Below are 13,871 nucleotides of genomic sequence, written 5' to 3'. Positions count from 1 at the left end.
CCACGCGTGGCCGCTGCATCGGGTAGGTGCGGGCCCTGGTCCGCACGCGTTTGCCGGCCAGCGGCCGGCACTACCGCATCCACGTGTGGCGGCTACATCGGGTGGGTGCGGGCCCTGGTCCGCACGCGTTTGCCGGCCAGCGGCCGGCACTACCATCCCATCCACGCATGCGTGGATCTACCTGCATGTCCCCGGCGGGCGTGGCAACCGGCGCGCTCAGCGCGCCAGCCAGGCGCCTACGGCCACGGCCACGGCCAGCCACAGCCACTCCACCGCGCCATTGGCCAGGGTGATCAGGGTCCAGGCCAGGTGCGGGCCCATCCGCATCGTGGCGTCCCACAGGTCCAGCCCGATCGAGCCGCCCATCCAGGCGCTGGCGATGGTCCAGTTGGCCACGGCGGCCACCAGCAGGGTGCCCACCACGACCAGCACGATGCGCAGCCGGCCCGGGCCGAGCGTGCCCATGCGCAGCATGAACACCAGTTCCAGGGCGGTCAGTACCGCCATCCAGCCGACCTGCCGGCCGGTCATCAGCGCCAGCACCATCCAGGCAAGGGGAGCAACAACCAGGCCCAGCAACAGCATGATGGGCCAGAGCCAGGTCACGGCCCTGGCACGCGCGGCATTGGAGGACATCGAAGCTCCCTGAAGATCACCCACAGGATACTGTGGTTTGCGGCGGTGCACCGGCGGTGCCGGAGCGGCTGGGCTAGAATGCCGTCTTGCGTGGCCCCGGCCACGGCCCCATATCGGTCCCCATGTATTCCCGTAGCAGCGAACCTGTCCACTTCGAGCGCGATTGCGAGGCCGTGATGGTCCCGCAGGGCGATACCGTGACCCTGCCCGCCGGCAGCTATGGGTACATCACCCAGGCGCTGGGCGGCAGTTATTCGGTGTTCGTCGAGGGCAACCTGTTCCGCATCGCCGGCAAGGACGGCGACGCCATCGGCAAGGAGGCACCGGCACCGCTGGAACTGCCGGCCGACGCCACTGATGAACAGGTGGAACAGCTGGTGTGGCAGCAGCTGCGCACCTGCTTCGACCCGGAAATTCCGGTGAACATCGTCGAACTGGGCCTGGTCTACGAGGTCGAGATCAAGCACCTGGACGAAGGCCAGCGCGAGATCGACGTGAAGATGACCCTGACCGCACCGGGTTGTGGGATGGGCGACATCCTGGTCGACGACGTGCGCAGCAAGCTTGAAATGATCCCGACGGTGGCCGAGGCCGACGTCGACCTGGTGTTCGACCCGCCGTGGAACCAGCACATGATGTCCGAGGCGGCCCGGCTCGAGACCGGCATGCTTTGACCCAGGGCCCGCAGTGACGCGGGCCCGGCACTACCCGCAACCAGAACAGGAATCCTCCGGTGTCCCAGTCCATCCCCAGCTTCGCCGTTACCCGTTCGGACCACCCGCGCAGCGCTGAAGAGCGCGCCAAGATCCTGGAGAAGCCGGGCTTCGGCCTGCACTTCACCGATCACATGGTGGAAGTGCGCTGGGACAAGGATGCCGGCTGGCACAACGCCAACGTGCGTGCCTACGGCCCGTTGCAGCTGGATCCGGCCGCGGCCGTGCTGCACTACGGCCAGGAAATCTTCGAAGGCATCAAGGCCTACCGCCATGCCGATGGCTCGATCTGGACTTTCCGTCCGGATGCCAACGGCCGTCGCCTGCAGCGTTCGGCGCAGCGCCTGGCGCTGCCGGAACTGCCGGTGGAGATCTTCGTCGAATCGCTGAAGCAGCTGATCGCCGTCGACAGTGACTGGGTGCCGTCGGCCGATGAGTCCAGCCTGTACTTCCGTCCGTTCATGATCGGCGACGAAGCCTTCCTCGGCGTGCGTGGCGCGCACAAGGCCGGCTACTACGTCATCGCCAGCCCGGCCGGCCCGTACTTCGCCAAGGGCGTTGCCCCGGTGTCGATCTGGCTGTCCACCGAATACGCGCGTGCGGCCAAGGGCGGCACCGGTGCCGCCAAGTGCGGTGGCAACTATGCTGCTTCGCTGCTGCCGCAGCAGAAGGCGCAGGCACAGGGCTGCTCGCAGGTGCTGTTCCTCGACCCGGTCGAAGGCAAGTACCTGGAAGAGCTGGGTGGCATGAACGTGTTCCTGGTCTACAAGGACGGCACGCTGGTGACCCCGGAACTGTCGGGCAGCATCCTCGAGGGCATCACCCGCGAGAGCATCCTGCAGCTGGCCCGCGACCGTGGCATGAAGGTCGAAGAGCGCAAGGTCAGCATCGACGAGTGGAAGGACGGCGTGGCCTCCGGCGCGATCAGCGAAGTGTTCGCCTGCGGCACCGCGGCGGTGGTCACCCCGATCGGCCAGCTGAAGGGCGAGGGCTTCTCGGTGGGCGACATCAACGCGCCGGCCGGCGAAGTGACCATGTCGTTGCGCAAGGAACTGACCGACATCCAGTACGGCCGCTTGCCGGACCGCCACAACTGGCTGGTCAAGCTGGGCTGATCGCCCACGCTGAACTGTAGCGTCGAGCCCGCGCTCGGCGGCGCTTCCGGAAAGCCCGTCCCCGTGACGGGCTTTCTGCGTTGTGGGGCCTGCGGTCAGATCCCTTTTCCATGGGAAAAGGGATCTGACCCCGAATCAGCGAACGCCGATGTCGGCATAGTCATCCCAGGACACGTGACGGCCCAGTCAGGTCTGTGCAGGACACGAGAAGGTTCCTTCACCTTCACAAACCCTCGACCCGAAAAGTCTCAGAACGAACATTTCATCTTGCTGAAAAGACGCTGAAAATCTTGTGGTGTCCGGTTTCGGCCATTAGCGTCATCTGCACGGCGGATCGTTAGGGGGATCCGCTGACTCACCGGACTTCGAACCTCGCCAATGCAAGCCAGCCCAGGGTTCGGGCCGGTGCTTCTGCCGATTCCGGCATTCACACCACAAGAAAGGGAAATACGATGTCCCAGGTAACGCAACCGCGTGTGCGTCGAGTGTGGGTGGTCCTTGGTGCGTCCGTTCTGTCATCGCTGCTGCTGGCCACGCCTGCGCTGGCCGGTGATGTCCAGCTCAGCGGCCTGCAGTCCGCGCCGACGCACCAGCGTTTCATCGTGAAGTACCGCGACGGCAGCGCCGCCGTGGCCAACACCACTGCGCTGGCTTCGTCGCTGAAGACGGCCGCCGCTGGCCTGGCCAGCAGCCAGGGCCGCGCGCTGGGCCTGCAGGAGGTCCGCAAGCTGGCCGTCGGCCCGACCCTGGTCAAGACCGACCGTCCGCTCGACCAGGCCGAATCCGAGCTGCTGATGCGCAAGCTGGCCGCCGACCCGAACGTGGAATACGTCGAAGTCGACCAGATCATGCGCGCGACGCTGACCCCGAACGACACCCGCTTCAGCGAGCAATGGGGCTTCGGCACCTCCAATGCCGGCATCAACATCCGGCCGGCCTGGGACAAGGCCACCGGCACCGGCGTGGTGGTGGCCGTGATCGATACCGGCATCACCAACCATGCCGATCTCAACGCCAACATCCTGCCGGGCTATGACTTCATCAGCGACGCCGCGATGGCGCGCGATGGCGGCGGCCGCGACAACAATCCGAACGACGAAGGCGACTGGTACGGCGCCAACGAGTGTGGCTCGGGCATCCCGGCCTCCAACTCCAGCTGGCACGGCACCCACGTTGCCGGCACCGTGGCCGCGGTGACCAACAACAGTACCGGCGTGGCAGGTACCGCGTTCAATGCCAAGGTCGTGCCGGTGCGCGTGCTCGGCAAGTGCGGCGGCTACACCTCCGACATCGCCGATGCGATCGTGTGGGCGTCCGGTGGCACCGTCAGCGGCGTACCGGCCAACGCCAATCCGGCCGAAGTCATCAACCTCTCGCTGGGCGGCGGTGGCAGCTGCTCGACCACCTACCAGAACGCGATCAACGGCGCGGTCGGCCGTGGCACCACCGTGGTGGTCGCCGCCGGCAACAGCAACACCAACGTGTCCTCGTCGGTGCCGGCCAACTGCCCGAACGTGATCGCGGTGGCGGCGACCACCTCGGCCGGTGCACGTGCCAGCTTCTCCAACTACGGTACCGGCATCGACATCTCGGCACCGGGCCAGAGCATCCTGTCCACCCTCAACACCGGCACCACCACGCCGGGCAGCGCGACCTACGCGTCGTACAACGGCACCTCGATGGCGGCGCCGCACGTGGCCGGCGTGGTCGCGCTGATGCAGTCGGTCGCTCCGAGCCCGCTGAGCCCGGCGCAGGTCGAGAGCATCATCAAGAGCACGGCACGTCCGCTGCCGGGCGCCTGCTCGGGTGGTTGCGGCGCCGGCATCATCGACGCCAATGCCGCCGTGGCCGCGGCGATCAACGGTGGCGGCAACCCGAACCCGGGTGGCAACGTGCTGCAGAACAACGTGCCGGTGACCGGCCTGGGCGCTGCGACCGGTGCCGAGCTGAACTACACCGTCGCGGTTCCGGCCGGCAGCACCCAGCTGCGCGTCGCGATCAGTGGCGGCAGCGGTGATGCCGACCTGTATGTGCGCCAGGGCAGTGCCCCGACCGATACCACCTACACCTGCCGTCCGTACCTGAGCGGCAACAGCGAGACCTGCACCATCAACAGTCCTGCCGCCGGCACCTGGTATGTGCGGGTGAAGGCCTACAGCACCTTCTCGGGCCTGACCCTCAACGCCCAGTACTGAGCCCAAGCCCCTCTCCATGGGCACGCCCCGGCTCAGGCCGGGGCGTTTTTCTTTGGGTAGGTACCGGCCTTGCAAGGGCAGCGCTTTGGTGGGTGCCGACCTTGGTCGGCACGCTGTTCCTCAGACCGACTCGAAGCGGTTGGCGGCCACGTTCTTGCGCACGTGCTGCGGATCGAAGATACGACCGTTCATGGCGATGTATACGCCGCTCGGCAGCGACTGCACCGCACCGATCGCGCAGCCGATGTTGAACTCCGCATCCGACCCACGGAACCGCGCCGGGCTGAGCGCGCCGGTCATCACGATGGTCTTGTCCGGGATCGTCGCCAGCACCTTGCCGGTCTGCACCATCGAGTCGGTGCCGTGGGTCACCAGCACGTGGCGGGTCGGCTGCGCGGCGATGGTGGCGCGGATCAGTTCGCGGTCTTCATCGTTGATGTGCAGCGAATCCTTGCGCAGGATCGGAATCACGTTGAAGCGGAACGTCACGCCCAGCTCGCGCAGGATCATGCCGATCTGGGGGTCGCCGATCTGGTAGTCCGACTTGTCGTCGAAGTAGATCTTGTCGATCGTGCCACCGGTGGTGACGACCAGGAGCTCTTCCATCATGTGCATGCGCGAAACCAGGACAGGTACAGCGGCGCGGGGCCAGGGACACAGATGATACGGCCCGGCGGGCGCAGCGTCAGCGTCGTTTGCCGAAGCGGGCGCGCAGCCCCGGCAGGCTGGCGCTGAAGATCACCAGCAGGGCCAGGGCGATTTCGATCAGCGCCAGCCAGCGTGTTTCCGGGTGGCTCCAGGCGCTCATCACGCCGTGGCTGAACCAGCCCAGCGCCAGTACCGAGGCCCAGAACCCGGCCTTGCGCCAGCCCAGGCGCAGCGCAAAGGCCAGCGCCAGCGGCGGCGCGGTGAACACCAGCTGGGTGGCCAGCCAGTGCTTGTCATTGATGAACCAGCCGGCGAACAGCGCGGCCAGCCCCATCAGGGCCAGCAGCAGGACCGTGCGCGGCGGGCGGCTCATCGGGCCAACCGCTGCGCGATGTCGGCCACCCGGCGGCCCAGCGCGCGGGCCAGCACGGCCTCGTCGTCGGTCGGCTGCGGGTCATCGGCGGCACCGGCCACGTGGCTGGCGCCATAGGGCGTGCCGCCGCTGGTGGTGTGGCTCAACGCCGGTTCGGTGAACGGGATGCCGACGATCACGCAGCCATGGTGCAGCAGCGGCACCTGCATCGACAGCAGGGTCGATTCCTGCCCGCCGTGCATCGAGGCGGTGGAGGTGAACACGCCGGCCGGCTTGCCGGACAGGGTGCCATTGACCCATTCGGCGCCCAGTCCATCCAGGAAGTGCTTGACCGGGGCTGCCATGTTGCCGAAGCGGGTGGGGCTGCCGAGCAGCAGGCCCTGGCATTCCACCAGGTCCTGCACGCTCACATAGGGGGCGCCGTCGTCGGGTACCGGCGGCTGCGCGGTCTGGGTCACGGCGGCCACTGGCGGCACCGTGCGCAGGCGCGCGCTCATGCCCGGCACTTCGCCAATGCCCCGCGCGATCTGGCGCGCCAGCCGTGCCACCGAACCGCCCCGGCTGTAGTACAGCACCAGAATCTCGCCCATCGTGCCCGCTTCTCCTCGTCGTGTGGTCGCCAGTATGGCTATCCTGCCAGCATTCCGCATCGGGTACCCTTCCACCGATGGAACCTTTGGATACGCTCAACCTGTGGATGGAGCGCGCGCGGGATCGCGCACGGGCCATCAGTTTCGGCCGCTTCCTGTGGCATCGCTTCCTCGACGACCGCCTGTTCCAGGCAGCGGCGGCGCTGGCCTACACCACGGTGTTCGCGCTGGTACCGCTGGCCATCGTGGTGTTCGGCGTGCTGTCGGCCTTCCCCGTCTTCGACCGCTGGAGCGACCAGCTCAGCGATTACGTCTTCTCCAACTTCGTGCCCAACGCCGCGCGCGCGGCCGAGGGCTACCTGCGGCAGTTCTCGGCCAGTGCCGGCCAGCTCACCGCCGCCGGCTTCATCGCGCTGGTCGTCTCGCTGCTGATCACCCTCAACAGTGTTGAAGAAACCTTCAACCAGATCTGGCGGGTCGGCTCGACCCGGCCCAAGCTGACCCGTTTCCTGGTCTACTGGACTGTACTGACGCTGGGCGCGATGCTCGCGGCGGCTTCGCTGGCGGTGTCGGCGCGGGTGTTCGCGATGCCGCTGTTCGGCACGCAGGAGGGCCGCTGGCTGGCCGAACTGGCACTGCGGCTGGCGCCGATCCTGATCGAGTTCGTCTGCATCACGCTGATGTTCCGGGTGGTGCCGCACCACACGGTGAAGTGGCGGCATGCAGTGCCTGGCGCCATTCTGGCCGCGGTGATCCTGGAGCTGGTGAAGTGGGGTATCGGCGCCTACCTGGGCAGCTTCCAGTCCTACCAGAAGCTGTATGGCACGGTCGCCTTCGTGCCGATCCTGCTGCTGTGGATCTACCTGTGCTGGGTGGCGGTGCTGCTGGGCGCGTCGTTGTCTTCGTCGATGGCGGCCTTCCGCTACCAGCCGGTGGAACTGCGCCTGCCGCAGGGCTACGAGTTCTATGGCCTGCTGCGCCTGCTCGGCCGCTTCCACCATGCCCGAGCCAAGGGCAAGGGCCTGGCCGATGATGAAATCCTGCGGCTGGAGCCGATGCTGACCGATTCGCTGCTGCAGGACCTGGCCTGCAACCTGCAGGAGATCGGCCTGCTGCGCCGCGATGAACGTGGCGAATGGCTGCTCTCGCGCGACCTGGACCAGGTGAGCCTGGCCGATCTTTACGAATGTACCCAGTTGCGCATTCCGGTAGCCGAGCAGCATCTGCCGTATCGCGACGACAGCCTGGGCCGTGCCGCATTGGCGGCGCTGGATGATCTGCGGCTGCCCCTGCGTGAACGCCTGAAGCGCAAGGTCAGCGATATCTATACCGACTCTGGAGACATGCCATGACCCGCAAGACCCCGTTGCTGCTCCCGCTGGCCCTGCTGCTGGCACTGTCGGCCTGCAAGCCGGCCCAGGAGCCGACGCCGGCCAGCAGCCAACCGCCGGCGCAGGCACCGACGCCGACCGCACCGGCGCCGGTCGAGGAAACCCCGGCCGAGCGCACCACCGCCGAGTTCCCGACGCTGAAGATGAAGGCGGTGGATGGCAGCGACTACGACCTGGCCGCGCACCGCGGCAAGTGGGTGGTGGTGAACTTCTGGGCGACCTGGTGTGCCCCGTGCCGCAAGGAGATGCCCGAGCTGTCGGCGCTGCATGCGATGCGCAGCAACATCGAAGTGGTCGGCCTGGCCTACGAGGACATCGAAGTGCCGGAAATGCAGTCGTTCCTGACCAAGCATCCGGTGACCTATCCGATCGTGATCGTGGACCCGTTCGATCCGCCGGCCGATTTCGCCACTCCGCGCGGCCTGCCGCTGACGCACCTGCTGGATCCACAGGGCAAGCTGGCGCACACCTTCCTCGGCCCGGTGACGGCCGCCGACATCGAAAAGCAGATCGCTGCTGCCAAGTAATGGGGTTGGGCGGCAGGGCCTGCGGCCCTGCACCCGCGGTAGTGCCGGCCGCTGGCCGGCAACCCCAGCAACAGCAAAAGCAACAGCCCAAGCGGGGTTTCCCGTGGGTAGGCGGGGTGGGTCCGGTGGCGGGGGGCGCTGCAAGTACGTCCATGTAAGCTCGGTCGCCGCATTTCGCCGCATCCATGCGGCTCACGCCCCCGCCACCGGACCCACCCCGCCTTCGACAGTTCTCCGCGATCTGTCGGAATGCATGGCCTGCTCTTGATGGGTGTCGACCTTGGTCGACACGTAGATCCACGCCATGCGTGGATGCTCTTCGTTCAATTGTCGAAATAATCGATTTCAATGGAGATTCATCCACGCATGGCGTGGATCTACCTCCGTCACCGGAAATCCGTCGGGGATGGGGCGGTGTGGGTTGGCAGGAACGTTGGCGCCATGGATGGCGCCATCGAGCCCCCATGGATGGGTTTACGGCGTGTCCTGCCAACCCACACCACCCCAGCCAACAAGCAAAACTCCCAGAGCCGGCTGTTGTCGTTGCCTCTGCAGGTGCAGGGCCGCAGGCCCTGCCGACCCACCCTAATCCTCGACCGGGAAGTCCTCGATCGGCTTCAGCACATCGTAGTGCTCGCGATGCAGCTTGCCCTTCAGCTTCGGCAGCTCCGGCAACGGTGCATCCACGCGCGTGTCCGGCAACCGGTCCAGCAGGTTGCGCACCAGCGTCAGCCGGCCCAGCCGCTGGTCGTTGAAATCCACCAACGTCCACGGTGCCGCCTCGCGATGGGTCGCGCGCAGCATCGCCTCGCGCGCCTCGGTGTAGGCGCTGTACTTGCTGCGGGATTTCAGGTCCACCGGGGAGAGCTTCCAGCCCTTCAGCGGATCGAGATGGCGCTCGGCGAAGCGCTTCTCCTGCTGCTCCTGGTCCACGCACAGCCAGTACTTGAACAGCAGGATGCCGTCGTCCACCAGCAGCTGTTCGAACACCGGCGCCTGGCGCAGGAACTGCTGGTACTCGGTCTCGCTGCAGTAGCCCATCACCCGTTCGACGCCTGCGCGGTTGTACCAGCTGCGGTCCATCAGAACGATCTCGCCGGCGGCGGGCAAGTGCGAGGCGTAGCGCTGGAAGTACCACTGCGTGGCTTCGCGGTCGGTGGGCTTGGGCAGCGCCACCACCCGGCACTGGCGCGGGTTGAGGTGCTGGCTGATGGCCTGGATCGCGCCGCCTTTGCCTGCCGTGTCGCGCCCTTCGAACAGCACCAGCAGGCGCTGTCCGCTGTGCTGCACCCAGCGCGCCATGGCGGTCAGTTCCAGCTGCAGCGGCAGCAGCAGTTCGTCGTAGTCCTTGCGCTTGAGCTTGGCCATCGTCACACCACGCGGGGAGGAAGCCCGAGCGTAGCGCAGGGGCTGCCCAGGCGATGTCGACGCCGGGTAGAGTCGACGGTCAGTCGACTATCGCGCGCAGCGCGGGGTTTTCGGCTTCCTGCCGAGGGCAGTCGACCAGCAGTCGACTCTACCCAGTCGACGTCATCCAATCGACATTACCCAGCCGACATTACCCCGTCGGTTCGGTTGTTCCCAGCCAGCCGTGTTCGCGCGCCAGCTGCTGCACCAACGCCGACAGATCGCGGGCAAACCCGTCCATGTCGAACAGCCCGCTGCGCTCGCGCGCCTGTGCCAGTTCAGCGCGCAACGCCGCCAGTGCTGCAGGGTCGTTGCCCAGCGCGCTGGCGGTGGTGATGAACGCCGCATCGTCGGCGACATTCATCCGTGCCATTCCCAGATGGTGGTTGAGGCTGCCGGCCACGCGCGCGGCGAAGGTGTCACCCGGGCAGGTAAGCACCGGGCAGCCGGCCCACAGCGCATCGGAGGCGGTGGTGTGCGCGTTGTACGGATGCGTGTCGAGGAACAGGTCGGCCAGCGGGTAACGGGCCAGGTACTGCGGATGCGGCAGCTTGGCCATGAACACCAGGCGCGCCGGGTCCAGGCCGGCAGCCTGCGCGGCCGTGCGCAGGCGGGCGTCGGCCTGGCCCGGTCCGGACAGCAGCCACAGTACGCTGCCGGGCACTGCCTGCAGCACTGCGAAGGCACGGCCCATGCTGCGCGGGTTGAGCTTGTAGCTGTTGTTGAAACAGCAGAACACCACGCCCTGCGCGGGCAGTCCGCAGTCCGCACGGGTCGGCGCAGGCTCCAGCACGCGCGTATTGTCTGACGGCTGGAAGGCTCGTGGCAGGCGCAGCACGCGTTCGCTGTAGCACGGCTCCAGTGCCGGCGGCAGGGCGAAGGCATCGCCGACCACCGCGTCCATCCACGGCGCCCCCGACGTGCCCGGATAGGCCAGCCAGTTCAATTGCAGCGGGGCAGGGCGCATCGCCAACACTTCCGGCGTGCCGCCACCGCCCCAACCGCGCAGGTCGAACAGCAGGTCGATGCCCTGTGCGCGGATGCGTGCGGCGGTATCGGTGTGTCGCAGGCCAGCCACATCATGCAGCTGCGCCGCTGCCTGCAGCCGCTGGCGAATGCGGCTGCCATCGTCGCGGTTCAGCGCGAACAGATGCAGTTGCAGTGCGGGGTCGCGACGCAGCTGCTCGAACAACGCCACGGTCAGCAATCCGGTCGGATGTGCGCCGAACCCATTGGAGAGGAAGCCGACGCGCAGCGGGCCGTGCGGGCGCACCGTTGCCGGCGGCAATGGCCGCACCGAGGCAGCCACGGCCAGCGCACGGGTGTGCGCGCAGGCCAACTGTTCGGCAGCGCTGGCGTCCTCGCTGAGGAAGGCGAACGGCTCGACCACGCCCTGGCTGCTGGCAACGGCGGCGCGCACCTGTGCCGCCAGCGTGTCCAGGTCCTGCCAATCGCACAGGCGACGCTGCCAGGCCAGGCGCTGGGCGGCGATGTACGGCTCGGCCGGCATCAGCCCATGCGCGCGTCGATAGGCCGCCGACGCGCCTTCGGCATCATCGGCATCTTCCAGTGCATGGCCCAGCCACAGCGCAATGCCGGGATGCTGCGGTGCCAATGCCGAGGCCTGGCCGAGCAGCTTGGCCGCATCGCCATGTGCACCGGCCATCCACGCCACGCGGCCCAGCCGTGCCAGCGCTTCGGGGTGATTCGGGCGCAGCTGCAGCGCACGTCGCGCGGCCTGTTCGCCGGCAGCGATGTCGCCGGCTTCCAGTTCCACGTCGGCCAGCATCACCCAGGCGACGAAGTCGTCGGGCTGGCGGGCGATCGCTTGCTGCAGTTGCTGTCGCTGCTGCCAGGCCGACATCGTGCTCAGCCTGCCGACAGCTGGGCCAGGGCGTCGACCTGGTGTTCGTGGCTGAGCCGCTGCAGCAGCGGATCGAGGTCGCCGGCCAGGATGTTGGGCAGGTCGTACAGGGTCAGGCCCTCCACGCGGTGATCGGTGATGCGCCCCTGCGGGAAGTTGTAGGTGCGGATGCGCTGGCTGCGATCACCACTGCCGACCTGCAGGCGCCTCGACTCGGCCTGCGCCGCGTCCTGGCGTTGGCGCTCGGCGTCGAGCAGCTGCGCTTTCAGGCGCTTCATCGCCTTGTCGCGGTTGGCGTGCTGGCTGCGTTCGGTCTGGCATTCCACCACCACGCCGGTCGGTACGTGGGTGATGCGGATCGCCGACTCGGTCTTGTTGACGTGCTGGCCACCGGCGCCGGAGGAGCGGAACGTATCCACCTTCAGGTCGGCCGGGTTGATGACGATGTCATCGACTTCGTCGGCCTCCGGGATGATCGCCACGGTGGCCGCCGAGGTATGGATGCGGCCCTGCGATTCGGTGGCCGGCACGCGCTGCACACGGTGCGTGCCCGATTCGAACTTCAGGCGCGAGAACGCACCACGGCCGACCACCCGTGCCACCACTTCCTTGTAGCCACCGTGCTCGCCGGGATTGTCCGATTCGATCTCGACCTTCCAGCCCTGGCGCTCGGCATAGCGGGCGTACATGCGGAACAGGTCGCCGGCGAAGATCGCCGCCTCATCGCCACCGGTGCCGGCGCGCACTTCCAGGAACAGGTTGCCTTCGTCGCGCGGGTCGCGCGGTACCAGCAGCAGCGCCAGCTCCTGCTCCAGTTCCAGCAGGCGCGCCTGCGCGGCGGCGATTTCCTCGTCGGCCAGCTCGCGCAGGTCGGGGTCGGCGCGCATGCCTTCGGCGGCGGCCAGATCGGCCTTGGCACGTGCTTCATCGGCCAGTGCAGTGGCAACCGGTTCAAGTTGGGCGAATTCGCGCGAAAGGTCGCGGAAACGGGTGTTGTCGGCGACCACGTCGGGTTCGGCGAGCAGGCGTTCCAGTTCTTCGCGGCGCTCGGCCAGCGCTTCCAGCTTACGGCGCAGGGTCGGCGTCATCGGGTCTCACGGGTGGGTGGCGGTAACCCGGCGTTGCCGGGAACAGGCGCTCGGCGGCGCGGGTCAGGTCGGCATCGCCGCTCAGTGCGGCAGCGCGCAGGGCAGCGGTAGGAGGATGCAGCAATCGATTGGTCAGGCCGTGGGCCAGCAGTTCCAGCACTTCGTCGGCCGGCTTGCCGTTGGCCAGCTGCTGGCGCGCGCGTTCCAGCAGTTCAGTGCGGGTGGCCTCGCCGAACGCACGCAGCTGTCGTAGCGGCGCCTGGTGGGCGCTGGCCTGCTGGGTCTCGATAAAACGCGATACCTGAAGGTCGATGATCGCCTCGGCCTCGGCGGCCGCCTCGCGGCGTCCGCGGCGGTTGTCTTCCACCGCGCGCTCCAGGTCGTCGACGGTGTAGAGGAAGGCGTCGTTGAGCGTGCCGACCTCCGCCTCGATGTCACGCGGCACGGCCAGGTCGAACAGCAGCATCGGCTTGTGCCGGCGCGCGCGCAGGGCCTTGGCCACCATCTCGCGGTGGATCACCGGTTCGCGCGCAGCGGTGGCCGAGAACACCACGTCGGCCTCGCCCAGGTGGCGGTCCAGTTCGGTCAGCGGCAGGGCTACGCCACCATGGCGGCTGGCAAGTTCCTGCGCGTGGGCGAGGGTGCGGTTGGCGATCAGCAGCCGGCGTACCTTGCCTTCGCTCAGGTGCCGTGCAGCCAGTTCGATGGTCTCGCCGGCACCGACCAGCAGCACGGTGGAATCGTCCAGCCGCGCGAACGCGTTCTGCGCCAGGCGCACCGCCGCCGACGCCACCGATACCGGGTTGGCGCCGACCTGGGTATCGGTGCGCGCACGCTTGGCCACCGAGAAAGTCTGCTGGAACAGGCGGTCCAGGCGCTGGCCGAGCAGGCCGTGGTCACGCGCGGTCGACCATGCGTCCTTCACCTGGCCGAGGATCTGCGGTTCGCCCAGCACCATCGAGTCCAGGCCGGTGGCGACCCGGAACAGGTGGCGTACGGCTTCTGCATCGGCATGCTGGTACAGGTAGCCCTGCAGGTCGCCGGCCTGGGCCTGCAGCCACTGGTCCAGTGCCTGTGCCGAATCGGCCACGGCATACAGCTCGGTGCGGTTGCAGGTGGACAGCAGCACCGCCTCGGCGATCTGCGGAGTATCGCGCAGCGAACCGAGCGCGCGCGGCAACGCCTCACCGGCGAAGGCCGCGCGCTCGCGCAGCTCCACCGGTGCGGTCTGGTGATTCAGTCCGAGCACCCACAGGGTCATTGTTCAGTTGCTTGCGATAAGCTGCTGGCCATTGGACGACATTTTAAGGCCCCGATGCCGACG

At 67.7% G+C, this 13,871-nt stretch carries 13 protein-coding genes; 5 read left to right on the top strand and 8 right to left on the bottom strand.

Annotated features, from left to right (window positions below; all coding sequences use genetic code 11):
* Positions 1–216 precede the first annotated feature (216 nt).
* The gene (locus AC5P7E_RS17645) at positions 217–636 is read right to left on the bottom strand and encodes a hypothetical protein (RefSeq protein WP_012479221.1); all 420 of its coding nucleotides are present in this window, start codon (positions 634–636) and stop codon (positions 217–219) included.
* Between the two features lie 122 nt (positions 637–758).
* Between AC5P7E_RS17645 and sufT the strand changes: the two genes are divergently transcribed.
* The 3 genes from sufT (at position 759) to AC5P7E_RS17630 (ending at position 4,659) form a co-directional block, all read left to right on the top strand.
* A complete protein-coding gene (sufT, locus tag AC5P7E_RS17640) occupies positions 759–1,310 on the top strand; it encodes a putative Fe-S cluster assembly protein SufT (protein WP_012479222.1) in 552 nt (183 codons plus the stop codon).
* 59 nt (positions 1,311–1,369) lie between these two features.
* Complete coding sequence (locus tag AC5P7E_RS17635) at positions 1,370–2,464, top strand: branched-chain amino acid aminotransferase (protein ID WP_005412326.1); 1,095 nt, start codon at positions 1,370–1,372, stop codon at positions 2,462–2,464.
* A 452-nt stretch (positions 2,465–2,916) separates the two neighbouring features.
* Entirely contained in the window at positions 2,917–4,659 is a 1,743-nt protein-coding gene (locus tag AC5P7E_RS17630) for a S8 family peptidase (RefSeq protein WP_024957748.1), read from the top strand.
* 120 nt (positions 4,660–4,779) lie between these two features.
* Here the strand turns inward: AC5P7E_RS17630 and AC5P7E_RS17625 are convergent, their stop codons facing one another.
* The 3 genes from AC5P7E_RS17625 to wrbA form a co-directional block, all read right to left on the bottom strand.
* Positions 4,780–5,265, bottom strand: a complete 486-nt coding sequence (locus AC5P7E_RS17625; protein ID WP_010481766.1) for an asparaginase domain-containing protein — start codon at positions 5,263–5,265, stop codon at positions 4,780–4,782.
* Positions 5,266–5,344: 79 nt separating this feature from the next.
* Complete coding sequence (locus AC5P7E_RS17620; protein ID WP_005408180.1) at positions 5,345–5,680, bottom strand: DUF2069 domain-containing protein; 336 nt, start codon at positions 5,678–5,680, stop codon at positions 5,345–5,347.
* Positions 5,677–6,270 (bottom strand): NAD(P)H:quinone oxidoreductase, encoded by a 594-nt coding sequence (gene wrbA / locus AC5P7E_RS17615; RefSeq protein WP_005408181.1) that lies wholly within the window; start codon positions 6,268–6,270, stop codon positions 5,677–5,679. The genes AC5P7E_RS17620 and wrbA overlap by 4 nt, the downstream gene beginning before the upstream one ends.
* 77 nt (positions 6,271–6,347) lie before the next feature.
* Between wrbA and AC5P7E_RS17610 the strand changes: the two genes are divergently transcribed.
* Together AC5P7E_RS17610 and AC5P7E_RS17605 are read left to right on the top strand one after the other, a co-directional pair.
* Positions 6,348–7,622: a YihY family inner membrane protein gene (locus tag AC5P7E_RS17610; protein ID WP_005408182.1), complete on the top strand. Its 1,275-nt coding sequence runs from the start codon at positions 6,348–6,350 to the stop codon at positions 7,620–7,622.
* Positions 7,619–8,188, top strand: a complete 570-nt coding sequence (locus tag AC5P7E_RS17605; RefSeq protein WP_005408183.1) for a TlpA family protein disulfide reductase — start codon at positions 7,619–7,621, stop codon at positions 8,186–8,188. The genes AC5P7E_RS17610 and AC5P7E_RS17605 overlap by 4 nt, the downstream gene beginning before the upstream one ends.
* A 585-nt stretch (positions 8,189–8,773) precedes the next feature.
* Here the strand turns inward: AC5P7E_RS17605 and ppk2 are convergent.
* The 4 genes from ppk2 to hemA all read right to left on the bottom strand — a co-directional run bounded on the left by ppk2 (position 8,774) and on the right by hemA (position 13,808).
* Positions 8,774–9,556 carry a polyphosphate kinase 2 gene (gene ppk2, locus AC5P7E_RS17600; RefSeq protein WP_005408184.1) on the bottom strand — a complete coding sequence of 261 codons (783 nt, stop codon included), beginning with the start codon at positions 9,554–9,556 and terminating at the stop codon, positions 8,774–8,776.
* A gap of 190 nt (positions 9,557–9,746) precedes the next feature.
* Positions 9,747–11,459, bottom strand: coding sequence for an O-linked N-acetylglucosamine transferase, SPINDLY family protein (locus tag AC5P7E_RS17595; RefSeq protein ID WP_088610973.1), 1,713 nt, complete (start codon positions 11,457–11,459; stop codon positions 9,747–9,749).
* A gap of 5 nt (positions 11,460–11,464) precedes the next feature.
* On the bottom strand, positions 11,465–12,547 hold the full coding sequence (gene prfA, locus AC5P7E_RS17590; RefSeq protein ID WP_024957328.1) for a peptide chain release factor 1: 1,083 nt from the start codon (positions 12,545–12,547) through the stop codon (positions 11,465–11,467).
* Entirely contained in the window at positions 12,525–13,808 is a 1,284-nt protein-coding gene (hemA, locus tag AC5P7E_RS17585; RefSeq protein ID WP_005408187.1) for a glutamyl-tRNA reductase, read from the bottom strand. The genes prfA and hemA overlap by 23 nt, the downstream gene beginning before the upstream one ends.
* Positions 13,809–13,871 lie beyond the last annotated feature (63 nt).

Source organism: Stenotrophomonas sp. YJH_SMC_25 (assembly GCF_059369595.1).
The sequence above is the reverse complement of the archived record's forward strand: the minus strand, read 5'-3'. Positions and strand labels throughout refer to the sequence as shown.

Coding starts and splice junctions, on each gene's coding strand:
- prfA (WP_024957328.1), bottom strand. CDS start 12,547: ATGACGCCGACCCTGCGCCGTAAGCTGGAAGCGCTGGCCGAGCGCCGC.
- AC5P7E_RS17645 (WP_012479221.1), bottom strand. CDS start 636: ATGTCCTCCAATGCCGCGCGTGCCAGGGCCGTGACCTGGCTCTGGCCC.
- ppk2 (WP_005408184.1), bottom strand. CDS start 9,556: ATGGCCAAGCTCAAGCGCAAGGACTACGACGAACTGCTGCTGCCGCTG.
- hemA (WP_005408187.1), bottom strand. CDS start 13,808: ATGACCCTGTGGGTGCTCGGACTGAATCACCAGACCGCACCGGTGGAG.
- AC5P7E_RS17595 (WP_088610973.1), bottom strand. CDS start 11,459: ATGTCGGCCTGGCAGCAGCGACAGCAACTGCAGCAAGCGATCGCCCGC.
- AC5P7E_RS17605 (WP_005408183.1), top strand. CDS start 7,619: ATGACCCGCAAGACCCCGTTGCTGCTCCCGCTGGCCCTGCTGCTGGCA.
- AC5P7E_RS17620 (WP_005408180.1), bottom strand. CDS start 5,680: ATGAGCCGCCCGCCGCGCACGGTCCTGCTGCTGGCCCTGATGGGGCTG.
- AC5P7E_RS17630 (WP_024957748.1), top strand. CDS start 2,917: ATGTCCCAGGTAACGCAACCGCGTGTGCGTCGAGTGTGGGTGGTCCTT.
- AC5P7E_RS17610 (WP_005408182.1), top strand. CDS start 6,348: ATGGAACCTTTGGATACGCTCAACCTGTGGATGGAGCGCGCGCGGGAT.
- AC5P7E_RS17625 (WP_010481766.1), bottom strand. CDS start 5,265: ATGGAAGAGCTCCTGGTCGTCACCACCGGTGGCACGATCGACAAGATC.
- wrbA (WP_005408181.1), bottom strand. CDS start 6,270: ATGGGCGAGATTCTGGTGCTGTACTACAGCCGGGGCGGTTCGGTGGCA.
- sufT (WP_012479222.1), top strand. CDS start 759: ATGTATTCCCGTAGCAGCGAACCTGTCCACTTCGAGCGCGATTGCGAG.